We start from the raw sequence: 15,021 nt of genomic DNA, 5'->3' as shown, positions 1-15,021 counted from the left end.
GAACAAAAAACCGGGTAAACCCTTCACCGGTCAGGGCAGTTGACTATTCTTAGCTAAAAATAGCCAGCGGGAATATTGATTGATGAGTTCTGCTACATCTTCAGCACCACTCTTCACCGTTTCTCAGCGTCGCTGCCACCTGTTGTTATTGCTGTTTCTGCCCACTCCCGTGCTGACGCTCACCCGGTTAAGCCTGCTTAACGGCGTGGATGCTGCCACCGCCAGGCAAGATATTGCCGCCGTGGGTGATGAGATACAGCGCTATCATCAACTGGAACTTCACCAAATGGTGGATGGCAGCTTGCGCATTCATGGTACAGAGCTGGACAGACGAATTTGTCTTATACATAACCTGCGGCGCAGTTTGCGTCTGTCGCAGACGTTTGTCTGTGAGCATTTTGCGACACCGCTTCGCCAGCGCCTTAAGCAAATGAAAATTGAGAAGGCGCTCTACGATGAAACCAATCTACAGGCACTCATCCAGCACTGCAGCCTGTGCCTTGATCGCCCTTTCAGTACACGCGATCAACTCTTTTTACAAATATTTATGAAATACGGCCTGTGCCAGCGCCAGCCTGCCCTCTTTACTGCACAACAGCAGGCCTGGCTGGCGATGAAGGCGGAGCGCCGCGCGGCCACTGATGTCATTCGTCACTGGAAAAAACGGTGCCATCTCGCACCGGATGCGAGTGAAACCGACTTCTGGACATTACTGTTCAGCCTCATCCACGCGCCGCATCCGGACGCCATCCGTCACGCCAGTGAACAGCGGCTCATGCGCGCCACGCATCAGCTGATCGATGACTTCGAGGCTTCGTCAGGCACCCCTTTTCCTGAACGTGCCGAACTCCAGCAGCAACTGTATACGCACCTGGCGCAGGCGCTGGATCGCACTTACTTTACTATTGGCATTGATGACAGTGTGGCACAAGACGTAACCAGGCTTTATCCGCGCCTGCTGCGAACCACTCAGCAGGCGCTGGTGGCGTTTGAGCAGGAATACGCGATTTGTTTTAAACCGGAAGAAGTCAGTCTGATAACCATTATTTTTGGTGCATGGCTGATGCAGAGCAGCGCCCTTCAGGAAAAACAGGTGCTGCTCCTGACGGGTGACGATCCGGCGCTGGAACAGGACGTTGAGCAGCAGATCCGGGAAATCACCTTATTACCCGTTAATATCACCTATCAGCATGTGGATGACTTTCAGCGCGACGGCGCGCCGCGCGAAGTTGATTTGATCATCTCGCCTTACGTCACCTCCCTGCCGCTGTTTTCGCCCCCGCTGATCCACGCAGAATTGCCGTTGACCGAATATCATCAGCAACGCATTCGTTATTTGCTGGAGTCCTGACGCGGGCGCAGAAACAGCGCAGGCAGCGCCACCAGCGCCATCACCCAAAACAGCTGTCCATGAAGATGGGTAAACAGCACGCCACAAATCATCGTCATCACGGCGATACCGCCGCCCATCGCCAGCGCCGAATAGAGCGACTGCAACCGAATCACCTCCGCACCCTGCCGTGAAGCAATGAAACGCATGGCTGCAAGATGGCAGACCGTAAACGTACCGCAGTGGAGAATTTGCGCCACAATCAACACCGGCAGTGCCGTGCTGGCCCCCAGCAGGCTCCAGCGAATTAACGCGCAAACGCCGGACAGCAGCAGTAAATCGCGCGCCTGCCAGCGGTGAAACAGACGGTGACTCAGCGCAAAGATCACAATTTCTGCCACCACGCCAAGCGACCACAGATAACCAATGCGCGAGGCGGAATAGCCACTTTCCTGCCACCAGATCGCGCTGAAGCCGTAATAGGCCGCATGCGCTCCCTGCAGCAGGGTGACGCACACCATGAAACGCCAGATCGCGTTTTCCCGTATCAGATCGCGCCAGGCCTGCCAGCCACCGCTGACGTTGCTCTTGCGTTCGCTGCCCTGAGGGTGTGTTTGCGGCGTCAGCAACATACCCGCCAGCATACTTATGACGCCCGCTGACAGTAGCATTAAAATCGCCTGGGATGAAAAAGCCGTCACCAGCATACCGGTCAACGACGAACTGATGACGAAGGCCAGAGAACCCCAGAGGCGCACCGGCCCGTAGGCCAGACCAATTTGTTGCGTCCAGGTCGCCGCCAGCGCATCACTTAAAGGCACCAGCGGGGAGAAAAACAGATTAAAGCCGGTCATCACTAACAGCAGCCACAACCACTGTTGTCCAGTCCAGTATCCCACGGCAAAAAGACAGGTCAGCAGCGCCAGCAGCCGCAACGCCGTAATCAGTTGAGAAGGATGTTTAACCTGCGAGGCGATGAACAAACTGCCTACAAAACGCGCCACCATGCCGCAGCCAAGCAGCAGGCCAATTTGTTCGGGGTTCAGTCCCACGCCTTTTAGCCAGACGCCCCAGAAAGGCAGGTAAATACCGTAACAAAAAAAGTAGGTGAAATAGCTTAATCCAAGCCATCTGGCGGAGCCGATTGCCATGTTCCCTCCAGCAATAGTGTGACCGGTCGTGTTAAGAGGTCGATACTTTGTCAGAGCCACGTGAGACGGGCAATAAAAAAGGATGGCCGGGGCCATCCTTTTTCAACCGTTGACTCACCTGACGGGATCAGGCGTAAACCGGTAAGCGCGCACAGATATCCAGCACTTTTTGCTTCGTGCGTTCAATCGTGGCTTCGTCGTTCACATCGTCCAGCACGTCAGCAATCCAGCCGGCCAGTTCACGCACGTCCGCTTCTTTAAAGCCACGACGCGTGACCGCTGGGGTACCGATACGTACACCGGAGGTGACAAACGGGCTTTTCGGATCGTTCGGCACGCTGTTTTTGTTCACGGTGATATTGGCACGGCCCAGTGCCGCATCCGCTTCTTTACCGGTCAGGTTTTTGCTCACCAGATCAATCAGGAACAGGTGGTTGTAAGTGCCGCCTGACACGATGTTATAACCGCGTTCCAGTAAGACCTCGACCATCGCTTTCGCGTTTTTTGCCACCTGCTGCTGGTAGGTTTTGAACTCGGGTTCCATCGCTTCTTTGAACGCCACGGCTTTACCCGCAATGACGTGCATCAGCGGGCCGCCCTGGCCGCCAGGGAAAACCGCAGAGTTAAGCTTTTTGTACAGTTCTTCGTCGCCACCTTTCGCCAGAATGATGCCGCCACGCGGACCGGCCAGCGTTTTGTGGGTTGTAGAAGTCACAACGTGCGCGTGCGGTAAAGGGTTCGGGTAAACGTCAGCCGCAATCAGACCCGCAACGTGCGCCATATCCACAAACAACCAGGCACCAACGCTGTCTGCGATTTCGCGCATTTTGGCCCAGTCGCAAATACCCGAGTACGCAGAGAAACCGCCAATGATCATCTTAGGCTGGTGCGTTTTTGCCAGCTCAGCCAGTTCGTTGTAGTCAATTTTACCGGTTTCATCGATACCATAAGGCACGACATTGTAGAGTTTGCCCGACAGGTTAACAGGCGAACCGTGCGTCAGATGACCACCGTGCGCGAGGTTCATACCCAGAATGGTATCGCCTGGCTGCAGCAGGGCGGTAAACACAGCAAAGTTAGCCTGTGAACCTGAGTGCGGCTGTACGTTGGCATAATCTGCACCAAACAGCGCTTTCGCACGATCGATAGCCAGCTGCTCAACAATATCTACATACTCGCAGCCGCCGTAATAACGTTTGCCAGGATAGCCTTCAGCATATTTGTTGGTGAGCTGTGAACCTTGCGCCTGCATTACACGCGGGCTGGTGTAGTTTTCAGAAGCAATCAGTTCAATGTGCTCTTCCTGACGCACTTTCTCTTGCTCCATCGCCTGCCACAACTCGGCATCATAATCGGCAATGTTCATTTCACGCTTTAACATCCGCATCTCCTGACTGGCTATCTTTAAATCGGCAAATTACGCCCCCAAAGGGCGAAGGCAGACAGTGTAAACCCTTTTACCAGGGGACGGTAGGGCCAATCCCCTCTTTTTACGCAAACGTTTGGCTTCGCATTGGCGATGTGTTTTTGGCTCGCTTTGCAAGCGGTTTCCCGCTGTTTTTCCCCGCACCCTGTAACGGAAATTTTCCATTTCTCCGTCTGAAAATTTGCCGCTCAGTCTTCCTGTAAACCACAACGCTATTTACAGAACAAAACGCCCGGCCATAAGATGCATTTAAAATGCAACTTTAAGTGAGGTATTCCCATGCTTGATGCCAAGACGATTCACATTGTGAAATCCACCCTTCCCGCGATTGCGGCATGCGGCCCCGATCTGACGGCCCATTTTTACAGTCAGATGCTCTCTCATCATCCAGAGTTAAAGCATGTCTTTAACAGGGCCAACCAGCGCAATGGCGCACAGCGTGAAGCGCTGTTTAATGCGATTTGCGCCTACGGGGCCAATCTGGACAATCTGACGGCGCTACGGCCAGCCGTCGAAAAAATTGCCCAAAAGCACGCCAGTCTGACGATCCAACCTGAGCAATATAAAATTGTGGGTGAGTATTTACTCTCCTCTATCGACGCCATGCTGAATCCTGGCGAAGCGGTGCTCGCCGCCTGGAGACGCGCCTACACAGTGCTGGCCGATATATTTATCCAGCGTGAAGAAGCCCTTTATCAGGCATCGGCACACCAGCAAGGCGGCTGGCGCGGCACGAGAGCCTTCTTCATCAGCGCGATTGAGCAACAAAGTGACGTGATCAAAAGCGTTACCCTCGCTCCTGTTGATGGTAAACCCATTGCGTCCTTCAGGCCGGGGCAGTATGTGTCACTGCATCTGCAGCCAGCGGGCTTCCGTTATCAGCAAATTCGTCAGTACTCACTCACCACCGTCAGCAATGCGCAGACCTACCGAATTGCGGTAAAACAGGAAGCCGGGGGAACAGTCTCAGGCTGGCTGCATCAACAGGCCAAAGCAGGCGATGAGATTCAGCTGACGCCTCCACACGGGGATTTTTTTCTCCAGGCAAGTCCGACGACGCCGGTCACGTTGATTTCAGCGGGCGTAGGGCAAACGCCGATGCTGGCCATGCTGCATGCGCTGGCTACCCGGCAGCACCCGGCAGCGGTCAACTGGTTACATGCCGCTGAAAACGGCCAGCAGCATGCCTTTGCAGATGAAGTGCGCGCGGCCGGTGACCTGTTGCCTGATTTTGCCCAACATATCTGGTATCGCGAGCCAAATCAGGGCGATGCAGGTCGTTATGATGCGCAAGGCCTTATGGATCTGGCGAGCGTTTCACCACGTCTGCAGGAGGTGAATACCCACTTCTATCTTTGTGGGCCGCTGGGCTTTATGCAGTTCGTCGTTCAGCAGCTGCTGGCGGTCGGCGTGACGGCGGACAGGATTCACTATGAGGTGTTTGGTCCGCATAAGGTAATGTAATTTGCGGCTATGAACGGCCCTTCTGGCATCTGTTATACGCTGAAAGTAAGGAGCCGTTTCGTGCGTATTACTGTGTTCATGCGTGAAGAGCGACGCGTTGGAGTCGGAGTCGGAGTCGGACATATTTTCATAGCGGAACAGATTACCGCCTATCCAGGCGCTTTCGCACGCATGGCAGCGTTTTACTTACCACTATTGAGCCGGGTAATCGTTAACGCATGGGAAGAAATAGCAGAGTTTAACTTTCTTTTATTGATGGCAATGTATCAGCGAGGGCCTTTCTTAGTTTCAGCAAACAGGATTGTTTCCAGTATCCTTCTGGCAAAGCTTTATGTAATGTCGGGAATGTTTCGTTAAAATAGTCACGCAGTTCATCACGGCCCGGTTCGATAAAAGGCGCTGCACATATGTGATCAATATTTGCCTCATCAACAAATTTTAACACCTCGTTGGGATTCTCAGGTAAAGCACAGGCCATGACAATATTTAAACTTTCCTGAAAAGAGGTCATCCCTAAGAATGGCGATTTGCTTAACACGGGATAAAGTCTTATCCAGCGGGTTTCCCCCTGGGCTATAAGCTCCCCTATTTTGTCGTAATCGCTGTCTGATAAGCCCTTACTATCATGATAATGCGAAGCGGTTAATACTTTACTGTAAAGCGCATCTTCGCCGGAAACGGTCTGACAGGATGCGAGAATCAGAGCGAATATCATTATCCCTTTTACTTTCATTGTATAAGTCATTTTCTGTCAACGCGCCTTCGGTTTTCCTGTAGATATTAAGAGAGTAAATTACACGTCCCTTTATTAACGGCCGTAGTTATAACACGCGAGAACATAAGGCTATGATTAACTGCACCCAATTATAAAAACGCCATGATAACGTTAAGATCATTAGTCGTTTTTGATTTAGATTAATAGCCAAATGAAAGAACATTAACCTTAAATAACAAACAACATGCTAATCGAAATAAAAAACCAAAAAATTAATGCGATACAAAGAGATAATAAGTGAGTTGTACAATTTGAAGTTAATGTTGCCCAGATGATAACGTGCTGGAAATGACTGATTATTGCCCCTTCCTGAAATCAGGCAGGGGCACACTGACCAGCGATAAACGTTGTCCCGCATCGCAGTCGCAGTTCAGAAGCAAGCTTCGCTTCTGAAAAGGATTAAATCGCTTCCTCGTCTTCTTCACCGGTACGGATACGCACCACGCGAGCGACATCGAAAACAAAGATTTTGCCGTCGCCAATTTTGCCGGTTTGCGCGGTGCGCATGATGGTTTCGACGCAGGTGTCCACGATATCATCGCCTACCACCATTTCAATTTTCACCTTCGGCAGAAAGTCCACCATATACTCTGCCCCACGGTAGAGTTCCGTGTGCCCTTTCTGGCGGCCAAAGCCTTTCACTTCGCTTACGGTCATCCCGGTGATGCCGACTTCAGCAAGCGCTTCGCGCACATCATCAAGTTTGAATGGTTTAATTATTGCATCGATCTTTTTCATGTCAGACCCTTTCCTCGCGCCCTCCGTGGTCAGAGGGATTTTTTAAGTATAAATGTCGCTGGCCATGCTGCAGGCTGGTGCGGCAGAAAATTACTCTTTAAAGTCACTGGCGTCCAGTTCGTGACGTGACAGCAGCTTATAGAATTCAGTACGGTTACGTCCAGCCAGACGCGCCGCGTTGGTCACATTTCCTTTGGTCATCTGCAACAGCTTGCGCAGGTAATTGAGTTCAAACTGATTACGCGCCTCGACAAAGGTTGGTAATGCGCTGTTTTCGCCGCTCAGTGCCTGCTCTACCAGCGCATCGCTGATCACCGGCGAGGAACTGAGCGCCACGCACTGTTCAATCACATTCACTAACTGACGCACGTTACCAGGCCAGTTGGCGGAGATCAGGCGCTTCATCGCATCCACCGAAAAACTGCGCACCTGCGGTTTGTGACGGTCCGCGGCCTGGCGCAGCAGATGATTAGCCAGCAGCGGAATATCCTCGGTACGTTGATGCAGCGCCGGTATTTTCAGGTTAACGACGTTCAGGCGATAAAAGAGATCTTCACGGAATTCGTTTTTCTCCATCGCTTTCGGTAAATCCCGGTGCGTGGCGGAGATAATCCGCACATTGATATCAATATCGTTGTTGCTGCCAAGCGGCCGGACTTTACGCTCCTGTATGACCCGCAGCAGTTTAACCTGCAGCGCGGGCGGCATATCGCCGATTTCGTCCAGAAACAGCGTCCCGCCTTCGGCCGCTTTAAACAGGCCGTCGCGTGCGCTGACCGCACCGGTAAAGGCACCTTTCGCGTGACCAAATAACTCCGATTCCAGCAACTGCTCGGGCAAGGCACCACAGTTGATCGCGATGAACGGCTTGTCGGCGCGCGGACTGGCAGCATGGATAGCCTGCGCCAGCACCTCTTTACCCGTCCCGCTTTGCCCGTTGATCAGCACGCTGACATCCGACTGAGCAACCATGTGCGCCTGTTCAAGTAAGCGCAGCATCTGAGGATTGCGTGTTACGATGGCTTCCCGCCAGCGGTCGTCGCTGACCGGGACGCGCTGCGCGAGCGCTTCATCGATTGCCTTATAAAGCGCATCGCGATCGACCGGTTTGGTTAAAAAGCTAAATACGCCCTGCTGGGTTGCCGCGACGGCCTCTGGAATCGAACCGTGTGCGGTTAAAATGATGACCGGCAAGCCCATATGGCGTTTCTGGATTTCGCCAAAAAGCGCCAGGCCGTCCATCTCATCCATGCGCAAATCGCTTATCACCAGATCGATTTTCTCTTTCTGCAACAGCCGAAGCGCGTCAGGCCCACTGGCTGCGGTGGTCACCTGATAGCCTTCGCTGCTCAGCCGCATCCCTAACAGTTTCAGCAGGCTGGGATCATCATCCACCAGCAGCAGATGTGCCGCATGTTTTATCATTACTGCTCTTCCTCTTGTGGCAACGCCGTTCCATGACTGCCTTCTGGCATCTCTGAGGTTTTGCGCGACGAAAGCTGGCGTTCGATATCGGTTAACCGCTCCAGCTTGCTTTGCGTATCGCTTAACTGCTGCCGTAATTTTATCTGCTGCTGACGCAGCGCGTCCGTCTGCGCATCGCTGCTCTGCTGCAGATGGACGTACCGCGAACGTAGCGCACTTAAATCCAGCTGTGCCGCCTGGTTACTGCGCCAGAGCTGGATGAGTGCCCGCAGGTTTTGCGGGAACTGCTCACTGTAGCTGTCCAGCTCGGTGATATAGTCGCGCCGTTCCAGTGGCGTTACGTTGCCATTTGCCATGAGTACGCCCTGTTTAAAGGCTCGCGACCAGCTGTCTACTGGCCAGCGGTGCGCCTCGGCGCGGGCTTCCGCGGGCGAAAGTCGTTCGGCGCAGTCAATACTGCGCATCCAGTAAAGGGGATTGGCAAGCGCGGCAGTGTTTTCAATATGCCAGATATCGCTACAGCGGGTTGTCAGATAATCCACCAGGCGCGTTTCAGGCACCGCGACAGAGTTTGGTGCGGGCTGGGATGCCGAGGTCGCCGGTGAGGAGGCACAGCCGCTGAGCATCAGGGTGCTCAGTGCGCTTATAAGAATCGCGGCAAAAAATTTCATACTTCAGACTTTCCCGGCGGTGGTATTCAGTTCAATGCGAAAACAAACATCCGCGTCATCGCGGCTGACCAGTTGCAGGTTGCCGTGCATACGGCGCAGACAATCCTTTGCGATACTTAACCCCAGCCCACTGCCTTTAACCGGCCCTTTGCGCTGATGGCTGCCCTGAAAAAAGGGCTCAAAAATCATTGCCTGCTCATGCTCGGGAATGGGCGTACCGCTGTTAGCGACCTCAATGATGACTGTATCGCCCTGCTGCTGGCTACGAAGCCAGATGTTACCGGATTCATTGCCATAGTTCACGGCGTTAGAGTAGAGGTTATCGATCACACTCATTAATAGCATAGGCTCAGCCAGGCAATCTGTGGCCTTCAGATCGATCTCAACATGCATCTGTTTGTTACGCGCCGAAAGGGCGTGGGCATTCACAACGTCATGCACAATATCGTCCAGTTTGACCGCCTCAAGCGTGATTGGCCCATCAGCGAGCCTGCGGTTGTAGTCGAGCAATTGTTCAATCAGGTACTGCAAACGACGGCTGCTGGTATCGAGTATGGAGACGATTTCTTTCTGCTCCGGATTTAGCACGCCCGCGACTTCATCCGCCAGAAGCGCCGTGCCTTCACGCAAACTGGCCAGCGGGGTTTTCAGTTCGTGTGAAAGGTGGCGTAAAAATTCGTGTCGCTGAGATTCAAGCCAGTGCAGCCGCTCGCTCAGCCAGACAATACGTTGCCCCAGCGAACGCAATTCCCGTGGCCCCCGAAACACCATGCTGCTGCCCAGTTCCCGCCCTTCGCCAAGGCGGTTAATCATCCGTTCGACACTTTTGACCGGACCGATGATCATGCGGGTAAACAGCAGCGTGAGTGTCAGGCTGATAATGAACAGAATCAGCGCCTGCCAGCCAAAGAACTGACCGCGATCGGCGATTTCGCGCTGCAGCTGTAAGCCGCGGGCGAATACCACCTCCCGCGTGTCGTGCACCAGTTGTGCGTTGGTTGCGGAAAAACGGTCAAGCGCCTGCGCAGCACTGCCCATCGGATTACCGTTCTGGCACTGCAGGGTTTCCAACAGCGGCAGCGTGTCCCGTAGCGTCTTAAAAGCCGGTAAATCGGGCAGATTATCAGCATGGGAGCTGAGCATCTGGCTGTAACGAATCCGCTGCGTCTGATACAGCTTCGCCAGCGAGGCATCACCCAGTACGCAATACTGACGATAGCTGCGCTCCAGCTCAATGGCGGTTCGTGCCATGGCTTCGCTGCGCCGGACATCGGTAAAGGTGTTGCGGTTAGTGTCCGCCGCCTGATTGCTGAGTGCGGAGAGGCTTTCCCATGCTTGCCAGGCCAGTACCAGTAAGGGCAGGAGCACCAGCAAAAAGGCCATCAGCACCAGCTGACGCAGAGATTGGGGGAAAAAACGCCATTTTTTCACGCGACGGCTTCCATAAAGATACGCTTACCGGATGCTAGCGGAGTCGGCCCGGAGAAGGAAGAGGCAGAAAAGAAAACGGCAGACCATCTGGCCTGCCGCAGACGCGCCGCCTTAGCCACGCGTGAGAATGGGTGGAGCCTAACTCAACGTTACGTCCGATGCTTGATAACGATGCAATGCATACGATTATCGGTGTGGTGGACGGCAGGCTCCGTTTGGTGCGTCATTCGGGCTTTATGAGCTCTGACCGCAGCGCGGTGGCATTCATAAACAAGCGAATGAGCAGCGCGATAATTATAGCAAAGATCATGCCAACAATAAAAGCCCCTTTCTGTTCAGGCTCTTGCAGGTAAGCGAGCAGTGAAAGCGGCCCATTCAGACCATCTGGTCTGGCAAATGTGTCGCCAAATGCCAACACATTTTCATCGTACCTCTGCCGTATAGTAAAATCATAGAGATAGATGTCACCAATCAGCGACATCAAAAGGTGACGGCTGTCTCCTTTTGCCAACATCTCGTGCCCATAAAAAAAGGGAGGCACATGGCCTCCCCATTTTTTTTACGACAATTAACCCAGTTGTTTGCGCGCGTTACGGAAAATGCGCATCCATGGGCTGTCTTCCCCCCACTCCGCCGGATGCCAGGAGTTGCTGACCGTACGGAAAACACGCTCAGGATGCGGCATCATAATGGTGACGCGCCCGCTTTCGTTGGTCACGGCAGTGATGCCATTTGGCGAACCGTTCGGGTTGGCCGGATAGGTTTCCGTCACCTTACCGCTATTGTCCACAAAGCGCAGCGCCACCAGCCCTTTGGATTCCAGCGCCGCCAGGTGAGTACCATCGCGCACTTCTACAAAACCTTCTCCGTGTGATACCGCAACAGGCATCCGCGAACCCGCCATGCCATCCAGCAGTAATGACGGGCTGGCGGCCACTTCAACCAGGCTGAAGCGCGCTTCAAAGCGCTCAGACTGATTACGCACGAAGCGCGGCCACAGTTCGCTGCCAGGAATCAGCTCGCGCAGGTTGGACATCATCTGGCAACCGTTGCAAACACCCAGCGCCAGCGTTTGCGGACGATGGAAGAAGGCTTCGAACTGATCGCGCACACGCGGGTTGAACAGGATAGATTTCGCCCAGCCCTCACCGGCTCCCAGTACGTCACCGTAAGAGAAGCCACCACAGGCCACTAACGCCTGGAAACGTTCCAGATCGATGCGTCCTGCCAGCAGATCGCTCATATGAACGTCCACGGCGGTAAAGCCTGCGCGGTCAAAGGCTGCGGCCATTTCCACATGAGAGTTAACACCCTGCTCACGCAGCACGGCCACCCGCGGACGGGCACCTGTCGCAATCATCGGCGCGGCAACGTCCTCTTCCGGCCTGAAGGTCAGGCTGACGTTAAGACCCGGATCGTTGTCGTCCTGTTTTGCCTGATGTTCCTGATCAGCACAGGCCGGGTTATCACGCAGACGCTGCATCTGCCAGGTGGTTTCCGCCCACCAGGTACGCAGCGTGGTGCGACTTTCGCTGTACACAGCACTGTCGCCTGAACGAATCACGAAGCGATCGCCCAGCTGTGCGCTGCCCAGCACATGACTGCACTGCGCCAGTCCATGTTGAGCCAGAATCTGCTCGACACCTTCACGATCGGCGGCCTTGATCTGAATGACTGCACCCAGTTCCTCAGTAAACAGCGCCGCCAGCGCATCACTGCCCAGCGCCGCGATATCAACATCTACACCGCAGTGACCGGTAAAGGCCATTTCTGCCAGCGTGACCAGCAGGCCCCCATCGGAACGGTCATGGTAGGCCAATAGTTTCTGTTGGCTGACCAGCGCCTGCATCGCATTAAAGAAGCCTGCCAGCTGCTGTGCATCACGTACATCGGCAGGCTTGTCGCCCAGTTGACGATACACCTGCGCCAGCGCGGTTGCGCCCAGGGTATTGGCACCGTTACCCAGATCGATCAGCAGAAGCAGGTTGTCCTGATCCGCCATCAGTTGAGGCGTCACGTTGCGACGAACATCTTCGACACGAGCAAAGGCGGTAATCACCAGCGACAGCGGCGACGTCATTTCGCGTTGTTCAGTGCCTTCCTGCCAGCGGGTTTTCATCGACATGGAGTCTTTACCCACCGGGATAGTAATGCCCAGTGCCGGACACAGCTCCTCACCGACAGCTTTCACGGCGTCATACAGGCCCGCATCTTCGCCCGGATGACCCGCGGCTGACATCCAGTTTGCCGAGAGTTTCACACGCTTCAATGACCCCACGGGCGTGGCGGCCAGGTTTGTCAGCGCTTCACCAACCGCCAGTCGTGCTGAGGCGGCAAAGTCGAGCAGCGCCACCGGCGCGCGTTCGCCCAGAGCGAACGCTTCACCATGATAGCTGTCGAGGCTGGCGGTCGTGACCGCACAGTTGGCTACCGGGATCTGCCAGGGTCCTACCATCTGATCCCGTGCCACCATGCCGGTCACGCTGCGATCGCCGATGGTGATCAGAAAGGTTTTTTCCGCCACGGTCGGTAAGTGCAGAACGCGATTCACCGCCTCCGTTAAGACGATGCCATCACGGTGTAACGGTGTGCCCTGCGCCTGCTGTTTGACGACATCGCGTGTCATTTTCGGGGTTTTCCCCAACAGCACATCCAGCGGCATATCAATTGGGCTGTTATCAAAGTGGCTGTCGTTGAGCGTCAGATGCTGCTCTTCTGTGGCTTCACCGATAACCGCAAAAGGCGCGCGCTCACGCTCGCAAATCGCCGCAAATTCAGCCAGCTTTTCGGGTGCCACCGCCATGACGTAACGCTCTTGCGATTCATTACACCAGACTTCCAGCGGGCTCATCCCTGGCTCATCGCTGAGGATATCACGCAGGTTGAAACGTCCACCGCGACCGCCATCGCTGACCAGCTCAGGCATGGCGTTCGACAGCCCGCCCGCACCGACATCGTGGATAAACAGAATCGGGTTGTCGTCGCCTAACTGCCAGCAGCGGTCAATCACTTCCTGGCAACGCCGTTCCATTTCCGGGTTATCACGCTGTACGGAGGCAAAATCGAGATCAGCGTCAGACTGGCCCGACGCCATAGATGAGGCCGCCCCGCCGCCCAGACCGATATTCATTGCCGATCCACCCAGTACGATCAGCTTTGCCCCGACAGTAATCTCGCCTTTCTGGACGTGATCGGCACGGATGTTCCCGATGCCACCCGCCAGCATAATCGGCTTGTGGTAACCGCGCAGTTCGGTGCCGTTGTGGCTGTTGACCTGTTCTTCATAGGTACGGAAATAGCCATTCAATGCAGGACGGCCAAACTCGTTGTTAAACGCCGCGCCGCCCAGAGGGCCTTCAGTCATAATGTCCAGTGCGCTGACGATGCGCGCGGGCTTGCCAAAATCCTCTTCCCACGGCTGCTCAAAGCCCGGAATACGCAGGTTCGACACCGAGAAGCCGACCAGACCGGCTTTCGGCTTCGCGCCCCGTCCGGTCGCCCCTTCGTCACGAATTTCGCCGCCGGAGCCGGTTGCCGCGCCAGGCCACGGCGAAATCGCCGTAGGATGGTTATGCGTTTCGACCTTCATCAGAATATGCGCCGCTTCCTGGTGGTAGCCATATTCCCCGTTTTCGGCATCCGCAAAGAAGCGTCCTACTTCAGAGCCTTCCATCACCGCCGCATTGTCTTTATAAGCCGACAGGACATAATCCGGCGTTTGCTCAAAGGTGTTCTTAATCATTTTAAACAGCGATTTCGGCTGTTTTTCGCCGTCAATAATCCAGTCGGCGTTAAAAATCTTGTGACGACAGTGCTCGGAGTTCGCCTGAGCAAACATATAGAGTTCGATGTCGTTAGGGTTACGGCCCAGCTTCGTAAAGGCTGCCAGAAGGTAGTCAATTTCGTCGTCTGCCAGCGCCAGGCCCAGCGATGTATTGGCATGAACCAGTGCCTGACGGCCTTCACCCAACACATCAACGCTTTTGACCGGCTGAGGTTCGTGGTGGGCAAACAGTTGTTCGGCCTGATGGAGGTCGCTGTACACCGTTTCCATCATGCGGTCATGCAGCAGCGCTGACAGCGTTTGCCACTGGGTTTCCGTCAACTGGGGTGCCTGAACATAAAACGCCAGACCGCGCTCCAGTCGACGGACCTGTGACAGATCGCAGTTATGCGCAATATCTGTCGCTTTTGAAGACCATGGCGAAATGGTGCCTGGACGTGGCGTGACCAGCAGCAAACGCCCTTGTGGCGCATGTTCAGCGAGAGAAGGACCGTACTTGAGCAGGCGCTGCAGACGGGATTTTTCATCCTCACTCAACGGCGCGCTGACATCGGCAAAATGGACGTACTCAGCGTAAATATCACTCACCGGCAGATGAGCGTCCTGAAAGCGGGCCAGCAGTTTGTTTACACGAAATGCCGACAGGGCGGGCGAACCACGCAGAATTTCCATCATAAGATCTCTCGTCTTTGAAACGCCGGGTGCGACGCTTCATTGGGCGCAACAGGGGGAAAACGGGGCGTATTATAGAGAAAGCCACTCCGCGACGAAACCGTTTGCGCAAAATTTATGGCCAACAAGATTTGGCTGATAATTGCGCAAAAAT

General features: G+C 54.6%; 11 protein-coding genes. 2 read left to right on the top strand and 9 right to left on the bottom strand.

Annotated elements, in window-relative coordinates:
• Nucleotides 1-82: 82 nt before the first annotated feature.
• Entirely contained in the window at nucleotides 83-1,351 is a 1,269-nt protein-coding gene (gene csiE / locus C1N58_RS02785) for a stationary phase inducible protein CsiE (RefSeq protein WP_058707699.1), read from the top strand.
• Here the strand turns inward: csiE and C1N58_RS02780 are convergent.
• On the bottom strand, nucleotides 1,333-2,481 hold the full coding sequence (locus tag C1N58_RS02780; RefSeq protein ID WP_394550409.1) for a 3-phenylpropionate MFS transporter: 1,149 nt from the start codon (nucleotides 2,479-2,481) through the stop codon (nucleotides 1,333-1,335). The two genes, csiE and C1N58_RS02780, sit on opposite strands and share 19 nt — an antisense overlap.
• Nucleotides 2,482-2,608: 127 nt before the next feature.
• Complete coding sequence (gene glyA, locus C1N58_RS02775; protein WP_033740908.1) at nucleotides 2,609-3,862, bottom strand: serine hydroxymethyltransferase; 1,254 nt, start codon at nucleotides 3,860-3,862, stop codon at nucleotides 2,609-2,611.
• A gap of 324 nt (nucleotides 3,863-4,186) precedes the next feature.
• Here glyA and hmpA point away from each other — a divergent pair, with 324 nt between their 5' ends.
• Nucleotides 4,187-5,371 carry an NO-inducible flavohemoprotein gene (hmpA, locus tag C1N58_RS02770; RefSeq protein ID WP_277282956.1) on the top strand — a complete coding sequence of 395 codons (1,185 nt, stop codon included), beginning with the start codon at nucleotides 4,187-4,189 and terminating at the stop codon, nucleotides 5,369-5,371.
• Nucleotides 5,372-5,609: 238 nt separating this feature from the next.
• Here hmpA and C1N58_RS02765 read toward each other — a convergent pair whose 3' ends face one another.
• From C1N58_RS02765 to purL, 7 genes are all read right to left on the bottom strand, one after another.
• Nucleotides 5,610-6,116: a hypothetical protein gene (locus C1N58_RS02765; protein WP_394550408.1), complete on the bottom strand. Its 507-nt coding sequence runs from the start codon at nucleotides 6,114-6,116 to the stop codon at nucleotides 5,610-5,612.
• Between the two features lie 429 nt (nucleotides 6,117-6,545).
• Nucleotides 6,546-6,884, bottom strand: a complete 339-nt coding sequence (gene glnB / locus C1N58_RS02760; protein ID WP_003848647.1) for a nitrogen regulatory protein P-II — start codon at nucleotides 6,882-6,884, stop codon at nucleotides 6,546-6,548.
• 90 nt (nucleotides 6,885-6,974) lie between these two features.
• Entirely contained in the window at nucleotides 6,975-8,309 is a 1,335-nt protein-coding gene (glrR, locus tag C1N58_RS02755) for a two-component system response regulator GlrR (protein WP_205955571.1), read from the bottom strand.
• Entirely contained in the window at nucleotides 8,309-8,980 is a 672-nt protein-coding gene (qseG, locus tag C1N58_RS02750) for a two-component system QseEF-associated lipoprotein QseG (RefSeq protein WP_033740913.1), read from the bottom strand. Before qseG ends, glrR begins: the two co-directional genes overlap by 1 nt.
• Before the next feature lie 3 nt (nucleotides 8,981-8,983).
• Entirely contained in the window at nucleotides 8,984-10,411 is a 1,428-nt protein-coding gene (locus C1N58_RS02745) for a sensor histidine kinase (RefSeq protein WP_394550407.1), read from the bottom strand.
• A 223-nt stretch (nucleotides 10,412-10,634) separates the two neighbouring features.
• The gene (locus C1N58_RS02740) at nucleotides 10,635-10,925 is read right to left on the bottom strand and encodes a hypothetical protein (protein ID WP_394550406.1); all 291 of its coding nucleotides are present in this window, start codon (nucleotides 10,923-10,925) and stop codon (nucleotides 10,635-10,637) included.
• Between the two features lie 54 nt (nucleotides 10,926-10,979).
• On the bottom strand, nucleotides 10,980-14,870 hold the full coding sequence (gene purL / locus C1N58_RS02735) for a phosphoribosylformylglycinamidine synthase (protein ID WP_394564554.1): 3,891 nt from the start codon (nucleotides 14,868-14,870) through the stop codon (nucleotides 10,980-10,982).
• Between the last annotated feature and the right edge of the window lie 151 nt (nucleotides 14,871-15,021).

Source organism: Pantoea sp. SGAir0180, assembly GCF_043546245.1.
This window is presented reverse-complemented; position numbering and strand designations above follow the sequence as displayed.